Genomic DNA, 26617 nt, shown 5'->3' with positions numbered 1-26617 from the left:
GATGGAATTCCACAGTAGAATTCCATCTTTTTTTATCTCGTTAATTGATAACAGGCTCTCTATTTGTAATAATTTCCTGTTTTATTTCTGCGCACCGGCTCGGACTTGGAAATATTTTTCCCGGATTTAAGAGATTATGAGGATTAAAAACGCTTCGTATATTCGTCTGTGCTTCGATTTCATCATCTGTAAAAATAAACCGCATCTCTTCCTTTTTCTCGATGCCGACGCCATGTTCCCCGGTGATCGATCCGCCGCTTTCGGCACATGCTCTCAAACATTCCGATCCGGCAGCGAGCGCCCGCTCCGTCTCACCTTCCTTTTTTGCATCAAACAAAATAAGCGGATGAAGATTGCCGTCCCCTGCGTGGAAAATGTTCGCGATCCTGAGACCCGATTTCTTGCTGATGTCGTTAATTTTTGCAAGGACTTCCGGGAGTTTTGTTCTTGGAATAACCCCGTCTTGGACGAGATAGTCAGGCGAGATGGCCCCCATTGCGCCGAAGCCTGTTTTTCTGTTCGCCCACCATTTCGCTCTTTCCACCTCATCCTTAGCGACCTTGACTTCTCTTACGTTACGTCTTCGGCAAACCTCAACAATTTCATTAATCTCGTCTTCAATTCCAACCGTGATTCCATCTACTTCAATAAGGAGAAGCGCCGCAAGATCTTTCGGGTGGCCGACAGGAAAATTCGCCGCTTCCACCCCTTCAATTGCGGTTTTATCCATCATTTCCAGTGCGGCTGGAACAATCCCGACCGAAATAATGTCGGAGACGGCATAGCTGGCATCTTCTATGCGATCAAAATAAGCGAGCACCGTCTTCTTCCCTTCCGGATTTTTCAAAATTCTGACGGTAATCTTCGTAACGATCCCCATCGTCCCTTCCGAACCGGTTAGCAGTCCTAACAAGTCATATCCCGGGCGATCGGCAATCCCTTCCTCGCCAATTTCTACAATATCTCCGTTTGGCAGCACGACTTCCAGTCCAAGAACGTGATTCGTCGTTACACCATACTTCAAACAATGCGCCCCGCCAGCATTTTCTGCCACATTTCCGCCGATCGTGCAGGCATATTGGCTCGAAGGATCAGGTGCATAATAGTACCCTTTATGGGCGATCGAGTTTGTTAATTTTAAATTGACAAATCCCGGCTGGATAACAGCCTGCCGATTTTCATAGTCAACACGTAAAAGCTTTTTCATTCGAACAAGGCTAATAATGACTTCTCCTCCAAACGGAATCGCTCCCCCGCTTAAGCCCGTCCCCGCACCACGGGCGATAAATGGGATGTTACAATTGGATAAATAGTTCACTATTTGTGACACTTCTTCGGTAGTTTCCGGAAAAACAACGGCTTTTGGCATTCCTTTATAAAGCGTTAATCCATCACATTCATACGCAATTAAGTCCTCTTTCCGATAAAGGATATAATCGTCCCCGACAATGCGGGCTAATGATAAAATGGTCTCATCACCTTGCACTTTTCGTTTTTTCCTGAACATGGCCTTCACCTCCCTTTTCCCCATCTTCTTTTTGATAAGCCCAATCTAACAGTTGCATCGTATGGACTATCTTTTCGCTTCTTCCATGCCGCAGGACGCCCATTGCCATCTGAAGCATGCAGCCCGGGTTTCCCATTGAAATCATTTCAACATTTTCGGGCACATCGTTCATTTTTCGCTCCAACAGAACGCCCGCCATTTCCGGGTTCGTTAAATTGTAAATACCGGCACTGCCACAGCATCGGTCCGCATCCGGCAATTCAACCATTTCGATTCCTGGAATGCTCTTCAAAAGCTCGCGCGGTTCAAAACGAATTCCCTGTCCGTGGGCAAGGTGGCACGCATCATGGTACGTAATCCTTGTCTTTAGTTCACCTTTCGGGTGTTCATAGCCCTCGGTATACAAAAACGTGGAGACGTCTTCTACTTTACGAGCAAATTCTTCTGCTTCTTTCTTCCATTCCGGTTCATTTCGGAACAGCTCAGGATATTCTTTTAACGCGCAACCGCATCCCGCCGCATTAACGACCACTTTTTCAACATTTTTAAACGCCTCGATATTTTGCTTCGCCAGCTTTTTGCCAGTTTCACGGTCACCCGCATGAACATGCAGTGCGCCGCAACAGCGCTGTTCTTTCGGAAGCATTACTTCATATCCGTTTCTAGTCAGCACACGAATCGTCGCTTCGTTAATGTCGCTGAACATTACATCCATCACACACCCTGTTAGCATGGCCACTCGTTTCTTCGTTTTTCCTTTAGCAGGCACAACTTCATTAAATTTTTTTAAAGTTGGTTCATGGTCCAAAGTCGGTAAAACAGCTTCCATATCTTTCAAATGACCTGGCAATATATTTAACAGTCCTGTTTTTCTTATAGTGGTTTGCAAACCGCTTTTCTGATAAAATTTCATCAGGCTTCCTAACGCGTGCAACCTGTTGGGATGCGGGAATACCCCTTTTAAAAAGAATTTATTCACCGCCCCTTTAAAACCGGATAACGGCATCGCCTGGCGAATTTGCCCTCTTGCTTCTTCGATTAGGCCACCGACCTGAACATTGGCCGGACACGCCGTTTCACATGCCCGGCAGTCAAGGCATGTGAAAATCGGATGCGCAAATTGTTCATTTACTTCGATTTTCTGTTCAGCAACCGCTTTAATTAAATACACTCGTCCTCTTGGCGATTGATGCTCTTCACCCGTTTGTTGATAGGTTGGACATGCTTCAAGACACATACCGCAATGGACACAGTCAGTCCATTTGTTCTCATCCGGCGGATCATTCCATAGATAGTTTCCAAGACTCATTGACATGCAGGCAGGTGATTTCCCACTTGCACTAATACGTTCTTTTTCTTCTATACTCATTTTTACAAACCTCCGACGAATCGCTGCGTGTTCAGGACGTTATTTGGATCGATGGCTTTTTTAATCCCTTCAAGCAATGAAAAATAAGAAGGTGGATCTCCCCAAACATTAACGTGTTTTCTCAGTATATAAGGCGCATGCTCGACAATAGCGTACCCTCCTTTATTACACCCGGCAGACCTGATGTCCCTTACATACGATAATACAGCCTCTGTATTCCCTTTGACATACGCTTTCGTAATCCCATGCCCAGTCCCACCATGAACCCGCACGTCGACATGTTTATTTAAGCTCATGAGATGGCACGCTTCTACTAGTTCTATGACATCGATATTTTTACTTCCAATTTTAATTCCTATTTCCAGATTACTTTCATCAATTTCTTTTATTCGTAGCGGATTCGGAGCTAATTTGGCAAATGTAGACCAGATCTTTTTTGCTTCATGTTGCTGCAAGATAATTAATTCCGTTTCTTTCGGTTGATGTTCCTTTATCCACATTTCTTGATAAAGGACCGATTTTTCAATACCTTCTAACCCGATGAATAGCGTGTAACCTTCTAACCCGGTCAGCTGGTTGGATAACGTTGGATTGACCAGTTCAAGAGAAACCGGTTCCATCATCGAGTCTAGAAGTTGAATAACAAATGAACGGATTTCATGTAAATTTTTTTCAGAAAAAGATAGAAGGACGAGACTTTCATATTTAGGCAATGGCCTGAGCTTTACTGTTACTTCACTAATGACTCCGAGCGTTCCCATTGAACCAACAAATAGCTTGTTCATATCATAGCCGGCAACGTTTTTCACAACTTTACCGCCAGTGCGAATCACCTTGCCGTCCGGGTAAACGACTCTTAAACCGATGACAAAGTCCCGGGCTGAACCGTATTTCAGCCGCTTTGGTCCGCTGGAATTGGCAGCAATCACACCGCCAATCGTCGCAAATTCCGGCCACGCAGGATCAACGGAGAGACACTGACCAAACGGAGCCAGATATTCCCCAATTTCTTTTATCGTTGTTCCTGGACGAACAGTTATAGTAAGATCGCCTGCCGAATATTCGACAACACCTTTACAATGGCTCAAGGAAAGTAAAATATCGGCTTTTTCCAAAAGGCCGCCAAACCCTTTTTTCGTTCCGGAGCCTTCAACAAATACTTTCCTGCCATTTTTGGATGCGTAAGTTAAAATGGCCGAAATTTCTTCTTCTGTTTGCGGATAAACTGTACACTTTCCGAGGTTGCCGAACGGATCTTCATCTCCTGACTTTACGATTCGCTTTTCATCAACGATCTTCTCTAACTCAGTAACCACTATTTTAGACACCTCCAGTTTGTTGCGTTATAAACAACAAAGTTCCCAAACAGTCGTAAAATATGGAGCTGATTTCAGACATAGCTTTGTTAAGATGAAGCTATTTTTCCTTTTGCTGATATAATAACCCAATTACACAATCACTTCAATTGCGAATTTTTTATAAATTCAAACAAAAAGAAAACCATCCCTCCTATAAAAGGATGGTTTGCCTTTTTTAACAAACTGCCTGCTTTTCATTTGAAAACAGACGCACAAATCGCTGCATAGCTTTCTCCATTTTTTGCTGCATTGCCCGGTTAATATTAGATAAATGAGGCATCGGATCATCTTTAAACTCATCATCAAATGCGGATTTCAAAAATGTTACAGCAGCCACTGAAATCTCTGTGTTTACGTTAATTTTGCAAATTCCATGATTGATCGTCTCCACTATTTTTTCATCAGGCGTTCCGGAACCGCCGTGCAATACTAATGGAATGTTGACAAGTTCATGAATTTGTTGAAGGCGTTCAAGATCAATGTTCGGCTCGCCTTGATACATTCCATGAACAGTCCCGATCGCCGCAGCCAAAAAATCAATATTCGTCGCTTTAACAAATTCGTTTGCTAATAATGGATCAGTTAACGTTCCATCTCCTTCTTCTTCATCCGAATAAGCCCCCTTCGCCATCGAGCCAATTTCTGCTTCAACGGATACACCCTCCATATGGGCAATATCTACAATTTCTTTCGTCCGCTTTATATTTTTGATCCGTCATACATAACAGATGTAAATCCGTTTTTGATCGCACGAATGATCGAGTCCTTCTCATAGGCGTGATCCAGATGGAGAGCCACCGGAATTGCCGCCTTGTGCGCCATCGCTTTCACCATTGCTGCAAAGCCTTCAACATCAACCGTCGGGAAATACCGTTCGCCAAGCGCGATGATGACAGGCTGCTCTTCCTTTTCAGCGGAAGAAATTGCTGCTTGCACTGTCTCCAGGCTATACGTATTAAAGGCTGCAACTGCGCGTGTTTCTTCTTGCGCTTTCTTTAACATTTCTTTCGTACTGATTAGCATTTCAATCTCTCCTTTATTAGAAGAAAAGAATGTAATAAGCAGGAACCTGCTTATTACATTCTTTTCTATTTCACCAATTCCACGTTGCTTTTCTCTTTAAAAAACAAATAGTGTGCCGACATGTCATCATTTTGATAATCCGATTCTTTTGCGCTTTCAAGCATCTTGTTCACGAGTTCTCCTGCTGGCAATTTAATATTATTGTTTTCGGCCATTTGTTGCACTAATGACATATCTTTGTATAACAAATTAAGAGCAAAGCCCGGTTCATACTCGTTTTTGGAAATGTACTTAAAATGCCGTTCGAAAATGCGGCTCTGGGCATAGCTATTATTCAATATTTCAAACAAGTTTTCTAACTCGATCCCCATTTTTTCAGCTAAAAACAACGCTTCACTGACAGCCTGAGTATGAACGCTGACCATGTATTGATTAATGAGTTTAAAAATTGTCCCATTACCGACTTTCCCCGTATGGTAAATGTTTTTCCCGAGCACTTCGAAAATCGGGTAAACTTTATTAAAGACTTCCCTGTCACCGCCGACCATAATGCTTAACGTTCCTAATCTTGCTCCTTCATTTCCGCCGCTGATCGGCGCATCTAAAAAGCCGATTCCTTTTTTCTTTGCCGCTTCATATATTTTTTCATTTAAATCCGGAGAAACCGTGCTAAAATCGATTAACGTCAATCCTTCTTTACCATTTGGTAGAATACCGTCTTTGCTGAAATAGATGTTCTCTACATCATCAGGTAACGGAAGGCATGTCATGATGACATCCGCCTCTTTGGCAAGCTCGGCAACCGACTTGCCAATTTTTCCGCCATTTTCAGCGAAAGTCATTTCTTTTCCTTTGCTCCGGTTAATTCCAAATGTTTCATAGTTTGCTTTTACTAGATTGATCGCCATCGGAAGGCCCATGTTTCCTAATCCTATAAACCCCAGTTTCATCGCTTGTCCAACTCCTTAAGTTAAAGGACTTTATTGCAATAAATCATAAAGTGCTAAAGCAACAATTTTCGTTGATTTGAGCAAATCGTCAATTTTTACATGTTCGTCAGCACGGTGTCCGTTCGCTTCTAACAATGTTCGCGGACCGGCGCCAAACAAGACGATAGGTACACCTGCTTCGGCAAAAAGGCGGGCATCCGTATACAATGGCGAACCTTTAATTTCTAGTTCTTCATCCGTCTCCATCACTTCTTTCCAATTGGAAGCGACCGCTTTCACTAATGGAGAGTTAACAGGTGTTGGGCCAAAGCTGTTTGCTAATAGAATACGAGTGACTTCCGCTTGAATGCCTTCGTACTTCTCCACGGCAGTATCAATGATATTGCGAAGCTCTTTTTCAACCATTTCACCATCTTCTTCCGGAATCAATCGCCGGTCCATACGAATCACACACTCATCAGGGACGACATTTGTATTAATCCCGCCGGAAATTAATCCTACCGTAATATTCGGCGTATCAATGCCCGGAATTTTCGAATGGATCGAAGAGAGCGAATCCCGATAATTATAAATCGCATTCAACACACCTGTCATCGCTACTAACGCATCATGTCCGTGCTGAGGCTCAGCTGCATGAGCAGATTTCCCTTTTAATTTCACTTCAAGGTGAAGGCAACCGTTGTGAGCATTTACGAGAGAATAGGTGAAGCCCGGATAAATCGCCATATCAGGATTGACCAGCTTTCGATCCAGCAGCCATTTCGGTCCTACTAAGCCGCCTGTTTCTTCATCAAATGTAAATGCAAAGGAGATTTTCCCTTTCAATTTATCTTTAAATTGCCGTAAAGCTAATGCCGCAAACGTGTAAGAAGCAATGTCCGATTTAGAGACGGCTGCACCACGGCCGTATAATTTTCCGTCGACAATATTTCCGCCATACGGATCCTGTGTCCATCCAAGGCCCGGGGGTACGACATCCCCGTGAGAAGTTAACGTAATTTCTGGGCCTTCCCCGTTGCCAAACGTTTGAAAACCAACAACATTCGATACGCGAATCATCCCATGGGCTTTTACAAGTTCCTCTTCCACCTCATGAAGCTTTACGTTTTCAAATTCAAATTCATTTAAGCGTTTGCCAATATGTTCAGCAATCTCTTGCAAATCTCCAGGAGGATTATCCGATGGAATCGAAACAAGTTCCTGCAGGAAACCGATCAATTCATCTTTATGATCCTCAATATATTGGATAAGTTGTTGTTTCTCAGCACTTAACGTTTTTGTACTCAATTTAATTCGCTCCTTTGTTATGATTTGTATGAAAAACCAGAAAGCACAAATTATTAGGAAAATTGATATTATGGAATCGTTTCATATTGCCCGGATGAAATGATTTGTCCATTTTCAAACACAATCTTCCCTTTGACAATCGTCGCCACATTTTTTCCTCTGAACGTTTTCCCGACATATGGCGAATGTGGATGACGGTAAAAAAGATCATTCTCGTTCAAACGGTAAAACTGAGTAAGATTCACGATCGCTAAGTCTGCATCGCTGCCGACAGCAATCGTCCCTTTTTGAGGGTATAGTCCGAATCGTTTAGCGGGGTTTGTTGACGTCGTTTCTACAATTCTTTCTAATGGGATATTCCGTTTCCAATACCCTTCTTCCAGCAGTACCGAAAGTGTCGATTGTGCACCCGAAATGCCTCCCCACGCTTTAAACATGTCACCATCTTCCGCTTGTTTCATCATTGGCGGAGCTGGCGAATGGTCAGAACCGATAATGTCAATTTCTCCATCGGCGAATGATTTCCATAACGCCTCCACTTCATCTTTACCTCTTAACGGCGGGGCGCATTTTGCAACAGGGCCGATTCTTGAAAAATCTTCTGTTGTTAAAGAAAGGTAATGCGGGCACGTTTCAACAGTAACATCAATGCCTATTTGTTTTGCCCGTGTCACTAATGATACGACTTGACTGCTGCTTGCATGGACGATATGTAGCTTACAGCCAGTTACTTGAGCGTACGATAAAATTCTTGCCACTGCTTCAATTTCAGATAAAATCGGCCGTGATTCACAAAAATCGATTGCTGCCGTTTTTCCTGCCTTGCGCTTTTCTTCAGCTAATTGATTCGTTATATCTGTGCTTTCCGCATGAACGGCTAAAACAGAATTCAATTGAGCAATTTTTTCCATCCCTTTATAAAGGATTTGATCATTCGCATTTTGAAATTCATTAATTCCACTAGGAGACATAAAAGCTTTAAAACCGATGACGCCGCAATCATGCAATTCTTCTAAATACTCCAGATTTGAAGGAACCAATCCTCCCCAAAGCCTGAAGTCAACGATCGCTTTCTGTTTTGCCAGTTTATCTTTCAATTCGAACGCGTGTTTCGTAATCGTTGGAGGATGGCTGTTTAACGGCATATCGAAAAAGGTCGTTGCTCCTCCTGCCGCCAGACTTCTGCTACCTGTTTGAAATCCTTCCCATTCCGTTCTTCCTGGTTCATTAAAATGAACGTGTGAATCAATTAATCCCGGAAATATATATAGATCGGTAGCATCAATCTCTCGAATGCCTTTGCCTTCAAACGATTCATTCTCGACGATTTTTTCGATTTTTCCATCGTTAATAACGATATCGCCCCGTAAGACTGAATCAGACGTTACCATCGTCCCATTTCGTATAATAAGATCAAATGCGGACATGATTTTGTCACTTCCTCATTATTCAATTAACTGACCAAATTAAAAGTTGTTTCTGGCTTCTTTACATTCCGGACAAATGCCATGAATTTCAAAAAGATGGCAGGAAATTTGAAACCCGGAAAGTTTTTCAGCATACTCCTCAATTTCCTTTAGTTCGGGATAATTAAAATCGCGCATTTTCCCGCAACATCTACAAACGACATGATAATGGAAATTCTTTGCCCACTCGTAGCGGCTTGAAGCTTCTCCATATGTCCATTCTTTAATGAGCCCATATTTTTTAAAGCATTTTAAATTGTTATAAATCGTCGCATTTGTAATGTTTAACAGTCTGTTGGTTAAATATTTGTAAATCTCATCAGCGGTAGGATGGGAATCCGTAGTGGCTAAATATTCCAGAATGGCCATACGTTGTACGGTCATTCTTACCCCATTATTTTTTAATAGAGCAACCCCTTCCTTTAAACGATGTTGATTCATTTCAACACCTCTTTATTCGGTTTTTGCACTCCGTAGTAGAAAAGATCATCAAGTTGATGATCTTTTCTACTACTAATTAGAGTGTTAATTTGTCACAATTAAATGAGAATAATTTGAGAATAAATGAGAATGGAACGAATTTAAAACATCTTTCTAAAAATATGAATCTCTTAAACTTCTTGCGGCACGGATAAGTCTAATTTGAGATCAAAACGGTCAGCGTTCATGACCTTAACCCATGCAGCTACGAAGTCACGTACAAACTTCTCTTTGTTATCGTCTTGAGCATAAACTTCTGCAATTGCGCGTAGAACTGAATTTGAACCGAACACCAGGTCAACTCTAGTTGCCGTACGCACTACTTCGCCTGTCTTCCGATCACGTCCTTCATATATACCACCGTCTACAGGCTTCCACTCAACTCCCATGTCAAGCAAATTAACAAAGAAGTCGTTAGTAAGTGTACCTACACGATCAGTGAATACGCCGTGCCCAGTACCACCGTAGTTCGTACCGAGAACACGCAAACCACCAATAAGTACAGTCATTTCTGGTGCTGTAAGGTTTAGGAGTTGTGCCTTATCTACTAAAAGCTCTTCTGGACTTACACTATATTGTTTCTTCTGATAGTTGCGGAAACCGTCAGCGATAGGTTCCAGAACTGCAAAGCTTTCACTATCCGTTTGCTCTTGTGTGGCATCGCCACGTCCAGGGGCAAAAGGTACAGTTACATCAAAGCCTGCATCTTTTGCAGCTTTTTCTACTGCAGCACAACCACCAAGAACAATCAAATCAGCAATGCTCACATTCTTATCCAGTTCGCTTTGAATCTCTTCATAAACAGAAAGCACTTTGGCAAGGTGCTCTGGCTCGTTTACTTCCCAATCCTTTTGAGGAGCAAGACGGATGCGAGCACCATTTGCACCGCCGCGATGATCTGAACCTCGATAAGTGCTGGCAGAAGCCCAGGCAGTTTTAACAAGTTCACTAACTGACAGTCCAGAGTCAAGGATTTTCGCTTTCAATTCTGCTATTTCAGCATCTGTTAAATCATAATTGCCAGCGGGTACAGGATCTTGCCAGATGAAATCTTCTTCTGGAACTTCCGGACCAAGGTATCTTGCTTTTGGACCCATGTCACGGTGTAAAAGTTTAAACCACGCGCGGGCAAATGCATCTGCAAACTCATCTGGATTTGCATGGAAACGACGCGAAATCTTCTCGTATATTGGATCATGACGCAATGCTAAATCAGTGGTAAACATAACTGTCGGAACTTTAACAGATGGATCTTCCGCATCTGGTGCAAGATGTTCCTCATCAGCATCTACTGCATGCCACTGCCATGCGCCCGCAGGACTCTTAGTGAGCCACCATTCATATCCAAATAACATATCAAAATAACCATTATCCCATTGGGTTGGATTAGGTGTCCACGCCCCTTCAAGACCACTTGTAATCGTGTCACGGCCTTTACCGGAACCATGTGAGCTTATCCAGCCTAATCCCTGTGCTTCAATAGGTGCTGCTTCAGGCTCTGGACCCACATGAGAGGCATCTCCTGCGCCGTGCGCCTTACCGAAAGTATGGCCGCCAGCAATTAGTGCAACAGTTTCTTCATCGTTCATACCCATACGTGCAAAGGTTTCACGAATATCGCGAGCCGCAGCAATCGGATCTGGTTTACCGTTTGGACCTTCCGGGTTAACATAAATAAGGCCCATTTGAACAGCAGCAAGAGGATTCTCAAGCTCACGATCGCCTGTATAACGATTATCGCCCAGCCATTCCGTTTCCTTACCCCAATAGATGTCTTCTTCCGGATGCCAAATGTCTTCACGGCCTGCTCCAAAACCTATTGTCGGTCCTCCCATCGATTCAATGGCAACATTTCCTGCCAAAACGAGCAAGTCGGCCCATGAGATCTTGTTGCCATACTTTTTCTTAATCGGCCATAGGAGCCGGCGTGCTTTATCAAGGCTAACGTTATCAGGCCAACTGTTCAGTGGCGCAAAACGCTGGTTGCCAGTGCCCCCGCCTCCCCGGCCATCACCATTCCGGTATGTACCGGCTGCGTGCCAGGACATACGGATAAAGAGAGGACCATAATGTCCATAGTCAGCAGGCCACCAATCTTGACTGGTTGTCATCAAATCGCGAAGATCCTGCTTAAGAGCATTGTAGTCCAACTTTTTAAACTCTTCCGCATAATTAAAGTCTTCTCCCATAGGATTCGATTTTCTGTCATGCTGACGGAGAATATTCAAGTTTAACGCGTTTGGCCACCAGTCCTGATTTGTCGTGCCACTAGATTTTAGACTCGTCATGGCGCCGTGGTTGAAAGGGCATTTTCCCCCGTTCGGAATTTCTTTATTGTCCATTTTTCATTCTCCTTTCTGTATACGTGAAAATGGCTTTTTTATTAAATTTATCACTTACAATGATAACACTTATCATAAAAAAATCAATACTAAATTATATTAATTTTAATTAAATAAAAATTGAAATAATAGTCTCTGGTTCTATTATGAATGGATCAAGATAACCTTTTCGTTTTCAAGTGTTCTCGCTTTTTTTGCAACAACGGACGCAAGTCCTTCAATAAAGATCGGATTCGTATTCGGCATCTTAGGCCGGTAATAGCGAACGCCTAATTCTTCTGTTACAGCTTTGCATTCAAAATCGTTGTCATATAAAACTTCAAGATGGTCAGCAACAAAGCCGACAGGACAATATATAAAAGAAGTGTATCCGTTTCGTTCATATAATTGGCGCGTAAGGTCTTGTACATCCGGACCAAGCCACGCTTCCCCTGTGTTACCCGCGCTCTGCCAGCCAACCGCATAATGTTTCACATTAGCTTTTTGTGCGATCATTTCAGCTGTTCGGATAAGCTGCTCCGGATACGGATCTTTATTTAAAATTATTTTTTCCGGAAGGCTATGTGCGGAAAAAATAACTACAACTTTCGACAAATCCTCAACCGATACCATCGTTTTTTTAATTTGTTTTGCCCAGAATGAAATAAACTTTGGCTCTTCATACCAGGAGTCAATCGGATAAATGATCGGACCGTTTATTTTTTCGGCGAACATTTTCACCCGGTCATTGTAGGCCTTTAAGCTATAAATCGAGTAATGCGGCGCTAAAATAATGCTAATCGCTTCCTCTATTCCATCATCCTTCATCTGCTTGACTGCATCTTCAATAAATGGAGAAGCATGTTTAAAGCCGAGATACGAAACAAATTGTATGTCTTCAAACCATGAATTGAGTTTCAGCTCTAATTGTTTAGCCTGGCTTCTCGTAATTTTTGTTAATGGAGAAATGCCTCCTATCGCTTTATATCTTCTTTTTAAATCATCTAAAAGCTCTTCGGGCGGTTTTCTTCCATGCCGAATATGTGTGTAATAGGATTCTACTTCATCCATACTATTTGGTGTCCCATATGCCATGACAAGTAAGCCTAATTTTCTCTTCATAGACACCTCCTCACCCGCTTACGAATAAACGGGGACTTTTTTCATCTTTGACTGCCTGCGGCTGGCCTCATACACATCTAAATGATTTTGCTTCGCCATTTCTTCTTCTAACGCAAACATTTTGATAAATAGGTTAAGAACCTCATCGCGATTACGATCACCAACCATTTCTTTCATTTTAATAACGGGGTGGTGCAGCATCTGATTCACAATCATTTTTGAATATTTGCGAATGATTTTTAGCTCTCTTTCCGTCAAATCAGGTAGTTTATTTTCAATATGGCGAACGGCCTCTTCCTGGATAAGAAAGGACTTTTCACGCAATGCGGAAATGACCGGAATGACCCCTAACGTGTTTAGCCACGATTGGAAAGCGTCAAGTTCGCGAGAGACCATTTCTTCGATTTTTTCCGCTTCTTGAGCGCGTGCCTGGAGATTTGTTTCAACAATGTCAACTAAATCGTCAATATCATAAAGGAATACATGGTCTAACTCATTAATGGCAGGATCGAGGTTTCTCGGAACGGCGATATCAATCATGAATAAAGGGCGATGATTTCTTTTCCGGGAAAGATGCTCAATCTCCTGTTTTGTTACAACATAACCTTCTTTTCCAATAGAGCTGATGATAATATCCGCCTCCATTAACGATTGTGAAAGTTGATCCATTGTCAACGCTTCGCCGTTAAATTTTTCGGCAATTGCTTTTGCCCGTTCAAATGTTCGATTAACGACGATAATTTTGTCGGCTCCATTTGTATAAAGATGCTTCGCCGTCAGTTCCCCCATTTCACCGGCACCAAGAATAACAACCGTCTTTTTTCGAAAAGCGCCAAAAATTTTCTTCCCTAGTTCAATAGCCGCATAACTGACGGAAACCGCATGTTTCCCAATTGCTGTTTCAGAATGGGCACGTTTTGCCAGCGTAATGGCTTGTTTAAACAGCCTGTTAAAAAGAGTGCCGGTCGATTTAAGATGTTGGGCTTGTAAAAAGGATTTTTTCACCTGTCCTAATATTTGTGTTTCTCCAAGAACCATTGAGTCAAGCCCACAGGCTACCCGCAACAAATGGCGAGCAGCTTCAAAATCTTCCTTAATATATAGACACACCTGAAAATCGGATAAATCGATTTCGAACCACTCTGAAAGGAACCCTTTAATATAGTGCCTTCCTGTATGAAGTTGATCGACAACGGCGTAAATTTCCGTTCGATTACATGTGCCAATAATGACGCTTTCTTGCACACTCTTTGTCCGCTTCAATCGTTCAATGGCTTTCGCTTTCGATTCATCCGTAAACGTAAAGCGCTCCCTAATTTCAACAGAGGCTGTATTATAATTTAAGCCAATTACTAAGATGTGCACATTTACCACCCCATTATTTCATATTCATCACCTGCTTATGTTTAAACTAGCAGTCATTAAGATTGAAAATAAAACTAGCGTGCAGCTTTTGCCGCTTCTATTGCTGCTTCATAATTCGGATGTTGTGTTACTTCGGGAACGTATTCCGCATATGTTACGACATTATTTGAATCAACAACAAACAAAGCGCGGCATTCTAACCGATGTTCCTTCATATATGTTCCGTAAGCCTTTCCGAAAGACATATTGAAATGGTCGGAAAGCGTTTGTACGTTTTCGATACCGGCTGCACCGCACCATCTGCTTTGAGCAAATGGAAGGTCGGCGCTAATGGTCAAAACTACAATATTGTCCCCAAGCCGTGCTGCTTCTTCATTAAATCGTCTCGTTTGCTGGTCGCATACTGCAGTGTCTAACGATGGTACAACACTGATTAAACGTACTTTACCGTTTGTATCGCTAAGTGTTACCTTCGAACGGTCATTCGCCAAAACCTCAAAGTCAGGGGCATCATCACCTGCTTTAATTTCCGGTCCAATTAGCGTAACGGCGTTCCCCGCTAAAGTCGCAACACCTGTTCTTTCTTGCGTCATTAACGTCACCTCCTTATAATGGTTATATGGATTGGCAGTCCCGCCAATCTAGCTTTTATACTTTTGCTAAGAAAAACGCTTTAGCGTTTTTCTTAGCTCCCTCGATAAGTGCTATAGCCGCCAGGGGCAACTAATAATGGAACGTGATAGTGAGCCTCCGGATCCGATATGCCAAAGCGGAGCGGAACTTTATTTAAAAATGGCGGATTAGACAGCTGAACGCCTTGCCTTTCAAAATAGTCCCCGACGTAAAATACAAGTTCATATTCACCGGTCTCTAGTTCATCACCGGAGAGCAATGGTGAATCGACCCGGCCGTCGCTATTCGTATGTGTTGTTCGGATTAATGTGCGAATATCCTTTTCTTTTAATTGCCAGAGTTCCACCTTCAGTTCTTTGGCAGGGATTCCATTCATTAAATCAAGAACATGAGTCGTTAAACGTCCGTTCATGCTTTTGTTGCATATGCAGCATTGCCAGCTGCTTTCCCTGATTTTTCAAGGTCCTCTTGAGTCACTACGAATCGTTGGAATCCATATGGCGGACGAGGCTCAGTGTATACTTGACCTTTGGATTCTGGAATTGAATCAACAACCGTTTCCCACGTACGGTTATTGGATTCAAATTCTACTTCTGCAAGCTGAGGGAACCGTTCGAGAACACGAAGTCCGATTTCCCAAATAAGGTGTTGAATGGAGCGGTTTTCAAGCTCATGGAATACCGATTGGGCGATATCGCGAACTTGTTCAGCCGCAACATAACGGGCAGGGTCGTTGCCCATTGCATCTTCTACATCGTTATATCTCCAGCTAATATTGAGATAGATGAATAGCGGACGGTCTTTTGCTTCAGGAAGTGTCGTATATTCGTCATGAATGTAGCCATAGAATGAGCTTCCGCTAACTTTAATAAGATGCAATTCAGAAACGCCGCTCGATTGTTTTACGATTTCCTTTCCTTTTTCCGTCCGGGCAACCTCTACAGTCGTCGTTGCAAACTCGTTTCGTGAAGAACGGTAAACAAGGTCGCTGTTAGCCAGCGCAGATCCATTTGGCACTTTGACACTGTCGAATGGAATTTCATCAGCTGAGATTTCAACAGCATCAAGGTGAGCGTAAGTATCTAGAAAGCGTTCACAAACGAAAGTGAGAAAACCTTCTAACGTTGCTCCTTCATATTGGGCTGCATGGCGAAGCATGAAGTTTTTCATTGAATCCGTTGCGATAACGAGGCTGTTGTCACCTTCAGTAAATGAAGTTAAGAAAGCCTGACCTTTAAGAGAAATTTTCGCATTCATTCCGAAAATCACGTTTTCTTTTTCAGAAAAATCAGATTCGGGAATTTGCTTTACTCCTTGCAGTGGCTTTGCATACGTACGGAAAACAAAAACATCACCTTTACCGTAATACATTGTTCTATCTTTAACGCTCATCATCATTTCCTCCTATTCGATTATTAAATCTTCTAAGCGAAAGCGTGCAATTTTATAAATTTGCTGCAGGGCTTCCTCAAGCTCTTTCTCGGGTGATAATTGAAGTCGTTCCCTCATGGCCGCTCGAATGGTATCCTTGTTTTGCCCCTTCACTGCCATAATAAATGGAAACTGAAATTTGTCGAAGTAAGCATGATTTAATTGTTGAAAATCTTCAAACTCCTCTTTTGAAAGTTGGTTTAAGCCTGCGCCGGACTGCTCCTCTACCGAAGCTTCAGCCATTCTTTGACGTGTGGCCAGGACAGGGTGGGCACGAACTAAAGCAAGCTTTTCTTCTGTTGTACTTTCATTCACGATGTGTTTCATCACTTGATGAAGATCGGAAATGGAAGCAAACGGTTTCTTGCTCCATGTTCGTTCTGCAACCCACGGTGAATGTTCAAAGATCCAGCCGAGTGTCTCCGTAAAAGAATTTTTGTCCATCTGATTAATCGTTTCAATCTTTAGCTTTGTTGAAATCAATCGAATCCTTCCTTCCTTTCATTACTCACCTTCAATGTTCTAGACGATCAACCCCTTCCTAGAGGATGAAGATTGATTTAATTCTAATTCGAAATGCGAAATCGGTCATTAGACATCCGGGCCAATTCTGAAAGGAGCTCATTGTGCAGTTTGACTAATCTGAAAATTCGACATTTTTCACAGAAACGTATGGCTTATCTCACATGAAAGGTGTTCCGTTCGATCGTTTCAGCTATTTTTCTATCTTTTTTCCTCCAAACTTTTTCAAGGAGAATAACGATGATTGTTCCCACAAGCAGACCATTTCCAAAAACATATTGAACCACTGAAGGCATCCCCTGAAAAATCGAAGCTGGCAAAAACATCGCTCCAACTCCAAATAGAAGGGTTATTCCTAAAATTGTCAAACGGCGTTCGTCAAGTGTTTCTTTTGCGATGGACTGAAAAGCGACACCGACTGATTGGACAAATGTCGCTAGCATTGCCGCATTCGCGACAGCCGAAGGGAGCAATGATAGAAAATCGATCAGTGCCGGAATAAGAGAAATCACTGCTAAAAGAAGCGAGGCGATTAACAACGGGCGCATTTTGCTTTCTCCAGTCATCCGAACAAAACCAACTGAACTGTTTAATGGCACAATGCCAACAATCGAAAACAGTGAACAAACAATTTGTGATACTCCCCCAATAATCCCGCCACGGCTAAAGGCGTTTTGCCCGAACTCCTGGTTGGAAGTTGCATGGGCCATCGCAGATATATTCGCAACAAGATTCGAAACCATCATAAAGGCAAGAAGAATCGAAGATATTGCCATCCCCGCGTCAAAATAAGGCGTTCCCCAGGCAAAGACATGAGGTATGCTGATCAAAGCATGAGGAAGCGTGGGCATTATTCCTTTGCCAGCGAGATAAAAAACGATCCAGCCAATCGTAATCCCAATCAACAAGGCATAATTTCGCATCCAGCCACGACCCCATATCGATAAACCAATAATGAGAAGAAATACGATAAATGAAATGAAGAATGAGCTTTGATCAGGCCGGGAAGAGACGCCACTCACATTCATCATCCCTTTAATAAATACGCCGCTCAGCTGCAAAGACAGCAAAAGGAGAAAACAGCCTGTCACTAAAGGGGTAAAAAAAGAAAGAATATGTTTAATAACCCCGGCTATTCCTAAAACAATGAGCAACAATCCGGCGACAAACATTCCTCCCTCTAAAACCATTAACGTATCATCTAAACGCAGCCCTTTCTGGACAGCCATATCCGCCATAATAACGAAGACGCCGAGCCATGTGCCCGCCGGACCATCAATGATCGGCATGCGATGGCCAAAATACCCTTGCAAAAATGTAGAAATGCCTACGACAAAAAAAGTTCGTTGCATCAAGCTTGTAATATCATTCATTGGCAAATGAAAGATTTTTCCCACAACAATAGGAATCGCCACACCATTTGCCAATAAAAAAATAAGCCATTGAAAAACCTTTAATCCATCTCTTCCATAATTTTTAATGTTTTGCATTGACTACAACTCCCGCTTTTCTTTTAACATAGAATTCTTTGTAAACCAAAGTTGATAGGTTAATAAACTAAGAAGCATGCTCGTGATAGCTGGCGATGTTGCAAATAAAAACATGATTAATATTTGATAACGAACCGCTTCGAGCGGATTGGCACCGGCCACAATCATTCCCGTCATCACACCGGGAAGCATCACCAAGCCGACCGTTTTCATATTATCGATATTTGGTATCATACTCGCTTTTACCGCTCTAGCAATTACGTCCTGGATAGATTGCCTATTTGTCGCGCCTAACGATAATAACGTTTCAATTTCAGCTCTAGAAGCCTCTACTTCCCGTTTCATCTGGGCAAGAAACAAACTGCTTGCGATCATCGAATTGCCCGCAACCATGCCGCACATTGGAATGATCGATTGAGAAGCTGGCTCAATGATTTTAAACCCGAGCAACAAGGAAATAGTAACCAGTTCTGTAAACGCAATCGTAATTGCCGCTCTCCACCAGATGCCTTTTAATCCCTTTCCTCTTTGCGCCACATTCCAGGAGGCGACACTTACCATCATCATAACCATTAATAGAATGAGGAAAGGTTGTTCGGCGCGGAAAATATATTGCAGTACATAACCAATTAAAAACAATTGAACAGCCGATCTTGCCGTATTGACAGCTAGATCTTTTTCCAGGCCCAACTTTTGCCAAAAGGAGACTGCTATTGTTATAACAATGAAAACGAGTGTCGAAAACAGGGCTAAATTTGACATTAGACGAACACCCCTTCATTACCGTTTTTTTGGCTTGTCCGGCAACTAATAAATGACTTTGCTTCTTCTGTTTTCGGATGATGAAAAAAAGAGGGTGTGCATATATTTTCAAGCAGTCTCCCGTTCGCGAAAAACCAGACCCGATGCCCGATGTTTTTTGCCTGTTCGAGATCATGTGTCACCCAGATGACCGTTCCTCCTTCTTCTTGATGAAATCGTTTTATAAAGTTCTCGACCATCTGGCAAGAATTAATATCTAAAGAAGACGTTACTTCATCAACTAATAGAATCTCCGGTCGCATTAAAATGGTTCGTACTAACGCCACTCGTTGTTTTTCGCCTCCTGATAAAGCAAATGCAGGTTTATTCCAATCAAGATAAGAAAGTCCGACAAGCTCCAATAAATGTTTCACTTCATTGGGATCAAATGAAAGATGATGAAGGCGGCTGACAATACGGAGATTATCCTCAACTGTTCCAGGAAGCATGACCGGCAGTTGAGCACAATAAGCTACATGTCTCCTCCATTCGGCCGCCAACCACTCCTTCGCTTGTTTTCCTCGATAATAGATTTGCCCTCTATCAGGATGGTCAAGCAATCCAAGAATGCGCAAAAAGGTGCTCTTTCCTGCACCTGAACCTCCTAAAATATGAATAATAGAAGGCTCTTCAACCGATACCGTGACATCTGAAATAATCGATTCATTTGCTGATGCACATTTTGAAAGCCGTTCTACATGAAGAATCTTCACTTTAGTATCCTCCTCTTACATAAAAGATTCTTTTAATCTTGCCTTTTTTACCGTAAAATAAAGACAGCAAATTATTTATTTTCAGACTATAGCAATTTGATCTATCGGTCATTGTGCCTACCGACTAATTGTGTAAATGTTCCGTTGTGCACTTAGCCTAATTCTTATCTGAATAATCACCCGCTAATGTGTTCGAAAGGATTGTGATCTTGATTGAAAATAACTTTAGCCGAAGCGCTTGAAATTACGACGTTAAACCAATGCAAAGTCGTTGCCGGAAAACAAAGTCTTGATCGGCCCATCCATTCTGTTAATAGCTTTGATGCTCCCGATGTACTCCCATGGCTAAAATCCGGAGAGCTAGTATTAACAACCGGGTATGTGTTCAAAAGTGACGAAATCGCCCAGGTAGAGTTAATCCACGAATTGGCAAAACGTCGGTGCGCAGGCCTTGGCATCCAAATGAAACATTTTATGCATGGATTGCCGGCCGCAATGTTGAAGGCTGCAGATGATTCGAACTTACCATTATTCGAAATTCCAAACCATCTCTCGATTTCCGATTTAATGCTATCGCTTTTACGAGAACTGCTCTCATATGAGAACAAGCAAAATGAACAAGAAAGGAAAAAAGTGTTTTTTTCCCGATTGCTTCAAGGACATTTACATGGAAAGGATGCCATTTTTGCAGAGGGGCGGGAATTTGGGCTTTTACAAGGAGCCGGATATATTTGTTTGTCTATTTTAGAAAAATCATTAACTGGCGCAAGTAGCTTTAAAAACACTCCCGAAAGGCTTTCGCAAATTATTAGTACTACTACGAATATCAGCTTTTTATCCGCTAATCTTGAAGATACGGTGATCATCTTACAATCGGTAGATAAGGAAGAAATAAGCCGGTTGCATTCTGCCGCTTTTGAATTGGCCAACCATCTTGCGAATGAATTCCCGGGTGTCACAATCGGGATCGGAACATGCATAAATGACGTTCTCGAAATTAGCAAAAGCTACAAGCAGGCGAAACAAGCAATTACTCTTGGCACCCGTATTAAATCATTATCGAAGCAAAGTATTTATGATTATACTGATCTACAATCATATGACATTCTTCAACATGTTCCGGATGACTTTTTATCAGATTATATGTCTGAAGTGCTTGATCCTTTGCTTCAATATGATCGTGAAAACCAGGCGGATTTGCTCGAAACTCTGGAAGTTTACTTATCGTGCTGTGGGCGGTCGCTTGAAGCCGCACGGAATTTAGGTGTACACCGTAATACGATCAACTTTCGGATCACAAAGATAAAAGAGTTGTTAGGCGCTAACCTTGATGAAGGAGAAACGGTTTTCAGACTACAAATGGCTCTACGGATTTTACATTTATTACAACCAACAACTTACCCGATTTGAAACGGCAATAAAGGGTCCGGAATATCCGGACCCTTTATGGTTATACAGTTTGTTCAAGCGTATGGTTAGTTTGATCCATTTCTGGACGTTCTTCAGCGGCTGCCTTATTTACACCATTTAAAACGATGTTTAAAATAAAGGCCGCGAACGTACCGATAATAACTCCATTTTTAACTAACATCCCAACGGTTTTTGGCAATTCATCAAATGCATGTTCAACCGCATGTGTGCCGATTGCAAGACCAACGCCTACTGCTACAATCATTTGATTGGATGGCTTTGTAAAATCTACTTTAGCCATCATCCGCAATGCAGTAGAAATAAGCATCCCAAACATTGGAACCATTGCCCCGCCAAGTACCGCTTTCGGAATGATCACAGCTATTGCTGCAACTTTCGGAAACAACCCTAATACGATTAGTATAATACCGGCATTCATGATGACAAATCGATTGGTTATTCCAGTGATTGCAACAAGCCCGACGTTTTGCGCAAATGCCGAATGGTTAAAATTGTTAAAAACGCCACTAATCACTGCACCGATCCCTTCAGCCCTTAAACCTTTTTTAATATCATGGTCAGTTAATTTCCGATTCGACACTTCCCCAAGCGCAAAGAATGATCCCGTACTTTCAACCATGATGATGATCGCAACGATCGTCATTGTAATAATGGATGACCATTGGAAAGTCGGCATCCCGAAAAAGAAAGGTTGAACCATGTGAAACCATGACGCTTCTTTTACTTGAGTAAAGTCAACGACACCGAAGAAAGCTGCTACAACCGTTCCGACAATCATCGAGACCAATATAGAAATCGCTTTCAAATAACCTCTGGCGAGCGTATTTAAAATGATAAAGAAAACTAATGTAAACAAAGCCAAAGATAAATTGGTGATCGAGCCGAAGTCTTTCGAACCCGCTCCACCGGCAGCATTATTAATTGCAACAGGCATTAAGGATACTCCGATAATGAGAACGACGGATGCCGTGATGACAGGCGGAAAATATTTTAAAATTTTACTAAAGAATTGGGCTGCAATTGTAACGACAATACCAGAAACAAGAACTGCGCCAATAACCCCCTGGATGCTGTAAATCGACCCGATCGCAATAACTGGCTGAACGACAACAAATGATACGCCCATGAGAGCTGGCAGCTTAATTCCAATATGTTTGCCCCCGGCAACTTGAAGTAAAGATGCTACCCCGCACGTAAACAAATCAAACGAGATAAGATAAACTAATTGCTGCTGGCTTAAGCCGATCGCAGAAGCGACGATTAATGGTACAGCAACCGCTCCGCCGTACATGACGCATACATGCTGAAACCCGAGCAAAAACATTTTCCATGCACTGATTTTTTCACTTTTCAAGGGAACCCCTCCTTGATTCATCATAAAGTTTTTTTCAAAATCTCACATTATGATTCATCTTGCTCTAGTTGCAGTTTTCTAGCACGTATTTACTTGCAGCTAATTCTTTAGCCGTACCCCCTGTTACGTCACCCCCTTTGCGATCCTTGTCCAATCAAACTTAACCCAGGGTCCGTCTTTCTTGTTAATAAACCTAGTAATCTCGCTGCGCAAAGTCCGAGTTGAAGACGAAACGCAACCTCTCCATCATTCAAGTCCATCCCTAAGAGCTCTTCAATTCGGCTAATACGGAATTTGACGGTATTCCTGTGTACATAAAGAATACGTGCGGCTTCCCCGAGCTTTGCGCCACAATTTAAGTAAACTTCTAATGTATTGAGAAGATCCGAATTGTTTTGTTCGTCATATTTCACAAGAGTTCCCATCGTTGCAGTAAAATAACGTTTCAGAACGTGATCCGGTAAATGTTGCAGCAAGGCTTCGGGTTCGAGGGCCGTATATTCATAAATTGCGCATGTTCCCGAAGTCACCCGATGGCCTAAATAAATTGCCTCCTTCGCTTCCTGAAAACTTGAGTGAATTTCCCCGGCTATTGTCTTTTTTGTGCCAATTCCAACGGCGATCATCTCTTTTGAAACATGCTCAGTTAAATTACTTAAAATCCGTTCAGCTGCTTTTCTCGCAACCCTCTCAAACGGCTCTTTTAATCTACGGGCCTGTATAATAGCAACAAAATCCTCAAATTGGACACCAAGTAGATTTACGTTTACTGTCGCAGATACCCGATTAATCACCTGCTGAAAGGTTGTTACACTTATTAAAGGAGAATTATCTTGCTCTTTAATCGAAAAATATAAAACACCATACTCACATCCAGGCAATAAACCATATTCCTGACCCTGTGACAGGATCGAATCGCTTGTAGGAAATTCTCCCCCAAAAAGGGTTGAAAAGAAATGTTTTTTTCTAGTTTCTTCATTATAAAGACTTTCCCTGGCCAAAATTTCACGCGTCAATGCGATGAGCATATCTGATAGAACCAATTCATATGGAATTTCTAAAACCGGCAAGCCTAAACGATTTGCTTCCTGAAGCATAGGTTCGGGAATAGATGGAAGAAAACGTTTCACTTTAATGGCTAAACCTGCACACTCTCGCTCAGCTAAATCTTTAATTAACTTTATCTGGGCCTCTTGATCATCCTTAAAGACATAACCGGTAGTTAATAATAAATCTCCTCTCTTTAACCAGGACGTATCCGGACAATCCATGATGCTGACAGAACGGATACTGCGATTGAGTCCGCGGCTTCCTGCCACAACTTTGCATTGTTTGAGTGATTGAATCTTTAAAGCTTTTTCTACGGTGAATTTCATGGTAAGACCTCCCAAAAATTCTCTATCCCGAATCTTTCATGCTCAAGAATAAAAATTCCTAATAATCAGTCAATTATAAGCAGAACTTTTCCTTTTTTCCTTAAACCTCGGTTTTAGCCGCTACCTTACTATGGATGACTTGAAGAACAGTATCCAACAGAACTCTTGCGCCGATTTCCATATCTTCTAGGCTAGCATGTTCATCTGGATGATGACTAATCCCGTCCCGACAACGGACAAAAATCATGCCAACTTTCGTTAAATCAGCCATTGCCATCGCATCATGGCCCGCTCCACTAATAAGACGGACTGGATCCATCCCATTTTCACGAATCGATGATTCAATAATCGGGATGAGTTCTTCAGAACAAAGGACCGGACTGACTTCCATAACTTTTTCAAAATGAATTTTAAGCCCGCGGCGGCTTGCAATTTCTTCGCCACTTTGAAAAATGGCCTCAAGCACCTTCCTTTTACGTCTTTCATCCGTATCGCGAATGTCAATCGTTCCGGCAACTTCTCCCGGTATAACATTGCTACTTCCAGGTTTCACAGATAATTTTCCTACGGTCGCTACAATCGGAGCATTTTCTTTAGCTAAACGTTCAATTTCCAATACCAATTCAGCGCTACCCGCTAAAGCATCTTTACGTAGTGTATGAGGGACTGTGCCAGCGTGGCCGGCAAAACCTTCGATAGTAAATGAATATCTAGATGCACCCGCAATGCCTGTTACGACTCCACATGGAATTTCTTCTGCTTGCAGCACAGGCCCCTGCTCAATATGAAGTTCAATGTAAGCGAGCACTTCTTCAGGAACTCTTGCTGCTTTTTTATAGTTTAGTGGATCCAACCCGAGTTCTTTAATGGCATTGGCGAGTGTTATGCCTTCTTCGTCCTTTACCTCTAACTCTTCTCGTTTTAGCGTTCCGGCGATCGCTTTACTGCCGAGAAAAGTAGAATGGAACCTCACTCCCTCTTCATCGCAAAATGCAATGACTTCAATCGGATTTTCAAGGATGATTCCTGTTTCAAATAGAACGGCCACTATTTCAATTCCCGTCACAATGCCGAGCATTCCATCGAACTTTCCGCCTTCAATAACCGTATCTAAATGTGAGCCAATCATTAAAACAGGAGCATTCGGATTGCTGCCCTCATACCGGCCAATAAGATTATTAAGGCTGTCTTTTCGCACCGTCATCCCGGCTTCAAGCATCCATTGTTCAACCATATTTTGCGCACATTGAAATTCTTTCGTAAATGATAATCTTGTGACTCCGATCGCAGGCTCGGAACAACGCGACAATTGATCGATTCTTTCCGCTATTCTCGCGCCATTTACTTTTTCTGTTAGTTTCTTCACGTTCTTCTTCCCCCTTCAATCTAGTAGCGAAAATAGTTTTAACTAAAAACTATTTTTCAAATAAGAATAAAACGTTTTCAATTAAAATGGTAATTCGAACAGTACTATGTATAGAGAATGACACCTAGCATGAATATTTCTAATTTAACAAAAATGGTTAAAAGATAAAAGAATTTTATCGATTGATTCCTTGCCCACAAAAGTGGACAAGGAACTTTTACTAGAATTTAAAGTTGGGGAGTTGCGATCTTAACGCGATTCCATGCTTCAATAAGTGTACGTTTTGATTGGGCAATAACGACATCAGAGCATTCATTGCCAACAGGCTTGACTTCAAATGCGACAACATTTTGAATGCCTTCACCGATATAGCCGATGTCAAGTAACACTCTTAAGTATTCGGCCAATTCTTCAACATCGTTTTCGCTTCCAGGATAGCCGAATCTTGGATGCTGGTCGCCGTAAGCGGGATCTTTCGGATCTTTAATGTAGCAGTTTCCAATGTGGGCATGATTAATGTAGTCTCGTGCTACCGTTAAGGCGTCTTTTGATGTTTCTCTTTGCATTGGCAGGTGGCTTAAATCAAGCATTAATCCGAATGTTGGATCGACTTTTCGCACTTCCTTTGCAACTTCAACCGCTAATCGATTAGAACCGATCAAACATTTTTTATCCGTTTCGTCATCAAATGTTTCTAATGAGAGGACGAGATCTCCTTTACTTTTCGCATATTGACATAGCTCTTTAATAGAGTCCGCCAGAAGCTGGAGGGCCTGGTCCTCATCTTTTTCCGGTTTTGGCCCGCTTAAAAAGCCCAGTTTACCGGCATTCACTTCATACGCCTGATCGATCGCGCCTTTTACGAGGTTGATCGCAGCCTGGCGTTCTTCGGGATTAAATGAGTTTAAATTCCCTTTATTGCCGAGCAAAATCGGTTGGGCTCCAAAGCCGACCGTCATCCGGCCAGATTCTACTATGTTTTTAACTTCCTGGCGTTCTTTTGGATCATTTACTCTCGTAATTTCGATCGCAGAAAAGAAGTCATCCGTTACGATTTTCTTTACCGACTCGGCGATTGCGCCTTCGCCTGAACTTGCCGCCGGATAAGCCATAAAATGTACAATTCCTACTTGCATATACTTATGAAGATCTGTCATAGTTTTCCGGATAAATCCGGTTCGCCTCCTTTTCATCGTTTCAGAATGTCCATTTAATGTTGAAGAGGGGGCAGGCATGACGCGGTTCGCCATGA

20 protein-coding genes and 2 pseudogenes are annotated in these 26617 nt (G+C 42.3%); 1 reads left to right on the top strand and 21 read right to left on the bottom strand.

The features are described 5' to 3' along the window. Positions 1-40: 40 nt before the first annotated feature. The 17 genes and pseudogenes from WD019_RS05420 to WD019_RS05340 form a co-directional block, all read right to left on the bottom strand. Positions 41-1507, bottom strand: coding sequence for an FAD-linked oxidase C-terminal domain-containing protein (locus WD019_RS05420; protein WP_425710864.1), 1467 nt, complete (start codon positions 1505-1507; stop codon positions 41-43). Beyond that, positions 1476-2876: a (Fe-S)-binding protein gene (locus WD019_RS05415; protein WP_051291357.1), complete on the bottom strand. Its 1401-nt coding sequence runs from the start codon at positions 2874-2876 to the stop codon at positions 1476-1478. The genes WD019_RS05420 and WD019_RS05415 overlap by 32 nt, the downstream gene beginning before the upstream one ends. Before the next feature lie 2 nt (positions 2877-2878). Next, entirely contained in the window at positions 2879-4195 is a 1317-nt protein-coding gene (locus tag WD019_RS05410) for an FAD-binding oxidoreductase (protein ID WP_425710890.1), read from the bottom strand. 214 nt (positions 4196-4409) lie between these two features. Beyond that, a pseudogene (locus WD019_RS05405) lies at positions 4410-5236 on the bottom strand (class II fructose-bisphosphate aldolase). Positions 5237-5322: 86 nt separating this feature from the next. After that, complete coding sequence (locus WD019_RS05400; RefSeq protein ID WP_026677021.1) at positions 5323-6207, bottom strand: NAD(P)-dependent oxidoreductase; 885 nt, start codon at positions 6205-6207, stop codon at positions 5323-5325. A 30-nt stretch (positions 6208-6237) separates the two neighbouring features. Further along, positions 6238-7494 (bottom strand): ArgE/DapE family deacylase, encoded by a 1257-nt coding sequence (locus tag WD019_RS05395; protein ID WP_425710863.1) that lies wholly within the window; start codon positions 7492-7494, stop codon positions 6238-6240. Between the two features lie 68 nt (positions 7495-7562). Further along, positions 7563-8921 carry an allantoinase gene (locus tag WD019_RS05390; RefSeq protein WP_425710862.1) on the bottom strand — a complete coding sequence of 453 codons (1359 nt, stop codon included), beginning with the start codon at positions 8919-8921 and terminating at the stop codon, positions 7563-7565. 39 nt (positions 8922-8960) lie between these two features. Beyond that, on the bottom strand, positions 8961-9401 hold the full coding sequence (locus tag WD019_RS05385; RefSeq protein WP_026677018.1) for a Fur family transcriptional regulator: 441 nt from the start codon (positions 9399-9401) through the stop codon (positions 8961-8963). 170 nt (positions 9402-9571) lie between these two features. Beyond that, on the bottom strand, positions 9572-11782 hold the full coding sequence (gene katG, locus WD019_RS05380; protein ID WP_425710861.1) for a catalase/peroxidase HPI: 2211 nt from the start codon (positions 11780-11782) through the stop codon (positions 9572-9574). 144 nt (positions 11783-11926) lie between these two features. Next, positions 11927-12883: a ferrochelatase gene (gene hemH / locus WD019_RS05375; RefSeq protein WP_425710860.1), complete on the bottom strand. Its 957-nt coding sequence runs from the start codon at positions 12881-12883 to the stop codon at positions 11927-11929. An 18-nt stretch (positions 12884-12901) separates the two neighbouring features. Next, positions 12902-14248: a glutamyl-tRNA reductase gene (gene hemA / locus WD019_RS05370; protein ID WP_425710859.1), complete on the bottom strand. Its 1347-nt coding sequence runs from the start codon at positions 14246-14248 to the stop codon at positions 12902-12904. A 74-nt stretch (positions 14249-14322) separates the two neighbouring features. Then, positions 14323-14841 carry a thiol peroxidase gene (tpx, locus tag WD019_RS05365; RefSeq protein WP_026677014.1) on the bottom strand — a complete coding sequence of 173 codons (519 nt, stop codon included), beginning with the start codon at positions 14839-14841 and terminating at the stop codon, positions 14323-14325. Between the two features lie 92 nt (positions 14842-14933). After that, positions 14934-15293, bottom strand: coding sequence for a hydroxyisourate hydrolase (uraH, locus tag WD019_RS05360; protein WP_026677013.1), 360 nt, complete (start codon positions 15291-15293; stop codon positions 14934-14936). Continuing rightward, positions 15290-16756 (bottom strand): annotated as a pseudogene (gene pucL, locus WD019_RS05355) (factor-independent urate hydroxylase). Before pucL ends, uraH begins: the two are co-directional and overlap by 4 nt. 233 nt (positions 16757-16989) lie before the next feature. Continuing rightward, a complete protein-coding gene (locus WD019_RS05350; RefSeq protein WP_425710858.1) occupies positions 16990-18324 on the bottom strand; it encodes a purine/pyrimidine permease in 1335 nt (444 codons plus the stop codon). 3 nt (positions 18325-18327) lie between these two features. Continuing rightward, positions 18328-19086: an ABC transporter permease gene (locus tag WD019_RS05345; protein ID WP_026677010.1), complete on the bottom strand. Its 759-nt coding sequence runs from the start codon at positions 19084-19086 to the stop codon at positions 18328-18330. After that, a complete protein-coding gene (locus tag WD019_RS05340; RefSeq protein WP_425710857.1) occupies positions 19086-19838 on the bottom strand; it encodes an ABC transporter ATP-binding protein in 753 nt (250 codons plus the stop codon). Before WD019_RS05340 ends, WD019_RS05345 begins: the two co-directional genes overlap by 1 nt. A gap of 213 nt (positions 19839-20051) precedes the next feature. On the opposite strand from WD019_RS05340, the gene WD019_RS05335 reads away from it, so the two are divergent. Then, on the top strand, positions 20052-21248 hold the full coding sequence (locus tag WD019_RS05335) for a PucR family transcriptional regulator (RefSeq protein ID WP_425710856.1): 1197 nt from the start codon (positions 20052-20054) through the stop codon (positions 21246-21248). A 40-nt stretch (positions 21249-21288) separates the two neighbouring features. On the opposite strand, the gene WD019_RS05330 is transcribed toward WD019_RS05335, so the two are convergent. The 4 genes from WD019_RS05330 to WD019_RS05315 all read right to left on the bottom strand — a co-directional run bounded on the left by WD019_RS05330 (position 21289) and on the right by WD019_RS05315 (position 26615). Further along, positions 21289-22623, bottom strand: a complete 1335-nt coding sequence (locus WD019_RS05330) for a nucleobase:cation symporter-2 family protein (RefSeq protein ID WP_425710855.1) — start codon at positions 22621-22623, stop codon at positions 21289-21291. A 128-nt stretch (positions 22624-22751) separates the two neighbouring features. Next, positions 22752-23999, bottom strand: a complete 1248-nt coding sequence (locus WD019_RS05325) for a PucR family transcriptional regulator (protein WP_026677007.1) — start codon at positions 23997-23999, stop codon at positions 22752-22754. A gap of 100 nt (positions 24000-24099) precedes the next feature. After that, positions 24100-25365, bottom strand: coding sequence for an allantoate amidohydrolase (locus WD019_RS05320; RefSeq protein ID WP_425710854.1), 1266 nt, complete (start codon positions 25363-25365; stop codon positions 24100-24102). Positions 25366-25592: 227 nt separating this feature from the next. Further along, positions 25593-26615, bottom strand: a complete 1023-nt coding sequence (locus tag WD019_RS05315) for a sugar phosphate isomerase/epimerase family protein (protein ID WP_425710853.1) — start codon at positions 26613-26615, stop codon at positions 25593-25595. Positions 26616-26617 lie beyond the last annotated feature (2 nt).

Source organism: Fictibacillus sp. Mic-4 (genome assembly GCF_049843615.1).
In the GTDB taxonomy this organism is placed as follows: Bacteria; Bacillota; Bacilli; order Bacillales; family Fictibacillaceae; genus Fictibacillus_A; species Fictibacillus_A gelatini.
This window is presented reverse-complemented; position numbering and strand designations above follow the sequence as displayed.

Excerpts from the sequence above, each read along its gene's own strand:
- WD019_RS05390 (WP_425710862.1), bottom strand. The coding sequence starts at position 8,921 with ATGTCCGCATTTGATCTTATTATACGAAATGGGACGATGGTAACGTCT.
- WD019_RS05345 (WP_026677010.1), bottom strand. The coding sequence starts at position 19,086 with ATGTCAAATTTAGCCCTGTTTTCGACACTCGTTTTCATTGTTATAACA.
- katG (WP_425710861.1), bottom strand. The coding sequence starts at position 11,782 with ATGGACAATAAAGAAATTCCGAACGGGGGAAAATGCCCTTTCAACCAC.
- WD019_RS05420 (WP_425710864.1), bottom strand. The coding sequence starts at position 1,507 with ATGTTCAGGAAAAAACGAAAAGTGCAAGGTGATGAGACCATTTTATCA.
- WD019_RS05350 (WP_425710858.1), bottom strand. The coding sequence starts at position 18,324 with ATGCAAAACATTAAAAATTATGGAAGAGATGGATTAAAGGTTTTTCAA.
- WD019_RS05415 (WP_051291357.1), bottom strand. The coding sequence starts at position 2,876 with ATGAGTATAGAAGAAAAAGAACGTATTAGTGCAAGTGGGAAATCACCT.
- tpx (WP_026677014.1), bottom strand. The coding sequence starts at position 14,841 with ATGACGCAAGAAAGAACAGGTGTTGCGACTTTAGCGGGGAACGCCGTT.
- hemH (WP_425710860.1), bottom strand. The coding sequence starts at position 12,883 with ATGAAGAGAAAATTAGGCTTACTTGTCATGGCATATGGGACACCAAAT.
- WD019_RS05385 (WP_026677018.1), bottom strand. The coding sequence starts at position 9,401 with ATGAATCAACATCGTTTAAAGGAAGGGGTTGCTCTATTAAAAAATAAT.
- uraH (WP_026677013.1), bottom strand. The coding sequence starts at position 15,293 with ATGAACGGACGTTTAACGACTCATGTTCTTGATTTAATGAATGGAATC.
- WD019_RS05400 (WP_026677021.1), bottom strand. The coding sequence starts at position 6,207 with ATGAAACTGGGGTTTATAGGATTAGGAAACATGGGCCTTCCGATGGCG.
- WD019_RS05325 (WP_026677007.1), bottom strand. The coding sequence starts at position 23,999 with ATGAAATTCACCGTAGAAAAAGCTTTAAAGATTCAATCACTCAAACAA.
- WD019_RS05315 (WP_425710853.1), bottom strand. The coding sequence starts at position 26,615 with ATGGCGAACCGCGTCATGCCTGCCCCCTCTTCAACATTAAATGGACAT.